The sequence below is a fragment of the Sphingomonas floccifaciens genome (assembly GCF_042681125.1).
GTDB classification, from domain to species: Bacteria; Pseudomonadota; Alphaproteobacteria; order Sphingomonadales; family Sphingomonadaceae; genus Sphingomonas; species Sphingomonas floccifaciens.
Window position 1 is genome coordinate 1 of the sequence record NZ_JBHUFC010000030.1, and the last position, 1,389, is coordinate 1,389.

Consider the following 1,389-nt stretch of genomic DNA (forward strand, 5'->3'; position numbering starts at 1 on the left):
GTTGATGTTAGGCGGCGAACTTGCGGTGCTGCAAGCGCCGATGTTCGATGGTCTGTCGCTTGATCCTTTCGCGCAGTTTGATGATTGCCGGAGCCCTGCCGAAGTAGGCGTCGGCAGGCGTCACGTTGGCCAGGCTCTCGTGGTATCGCTGGTGATTGTAGTGCTCGACGAAGGCCTCGATGTGGGCTTCGAGGTCGCCGGGCAGGAAGTAGTTTTCCAGCAAGATGCGGTTTTTCAGGGTCTGGTGCCAGCGCTCGATCTTGCCCTGGGTTTGGGGATGACACGGGGCGCCGCGGACATGGCTCATCTTCCGGGCCTCGATGTATTCCGCCAGCTCACCCGCGATGTAGCTGGGGCCATTATCGCTGAGTAGCCGGGGTTTGTGCAGCACCGTGGCGCTGTCGCAACCAGAAGCCGCCAGGGCGAGGTCCAGCGTGTCGGTGACGTCCTCGGCTCGCATGTTGGTGCACAGCTTCCAGGCGATGATGTAGCGCGAGAAGTCGTCGAGCACGGTCGACAGATACATCCAGCCCCACCCGATGATCTTGAAGTAGGTGAAGTCGGTCTGCCACATCTCGTTCGGCCGCGTGGTTTTCGTGTGGAACTGATCGGCAGCCTTGATCACGACATAGGCCGGGCTGGTGATCAGGTCGTGGGCCTTCAACAGGCGGTAAACCGTGGATTCCGACACGAAGTAGCGCTGCCCATCGGTGAAGCGCACGGCCAGTTCCCGGGGGCTCAGCTCAGACTGTTCCAGCGCCAGCTCGATGATCTGGTCGTGGATGCCCGCCGGGATGCGGTTCCACACCCGGCTCGGCGCCGATGGCCGATCTTCCAACGCCTCCGGCCCGCCTTCGAGGTAGCGATCATACCAGCGGTAGAATGTCCGACGAGGGATGCCGAGTTGGTCCAGCGTGCGCTTGGCCGACAGGTGCGACTGCTCGACGGTTCTGATGATCTCGAGCTTCTCGGATGCGGGATACCTCATTCGTCGTTGCCCCCATCCGCGACCATGCTTTTTTTGAGCAGACGGTTTTCCAGTGTCAGATCGGCCACGCATTCCTTCAGGGCCCGGGCTTCGCGGCGCAGGTCCTGGACCTCTCCGGTGGTCGCGGCACGGGCGGTGTCGCCGGCCAGGCGGCGCTTGCCAGCTTCCATGAACTCCTTCGACCAGGTGTAATACAGGCTCTGGGCAATGCCTTCCTTGCGGCATAGCTCGGCGATGCTGTCTTCCCCGCGCAGGCCATCCAGCACGACGCGGATCTTGTCCTCGGCCGAAAAGTGGCGCCGGGTCTGTCGGCGGATGTCCTTCACTACCCGCTCTGCTGGGGCCTTGGCGGGCGATTTTACATTGGAGGATCTGGGCTTCATCTTCGTTCCTTCGTCACT

The 1,389-nt window shown here is 62.1% G+C and carries 1 protein-coding gene; it reads right to left on the reverse strand.

Annotation, left to right across the window (positions count from 1 at the left end; genetic code table 11):
* Nucleotides 1-7: 7 nt before the first annotated feature.
* Nucleotides 8-1,371 (reverse strand): IS3 family transposase gene (locus ACFSC3_RS20625; RefSeq protein ID WP_380942264.1). Its coding sequence is split into 2 segments (ribosomal slippage): nucleotides 8-1,021 and nucleotides 1,024-1,371, totalling 1,362 coding nucleotides; the frame shifts between segments, so codons are not numbered across the junction.
* Between the last annotated feature and the right edge of the window lie 18 nt (nucleotides 1,372-1,389).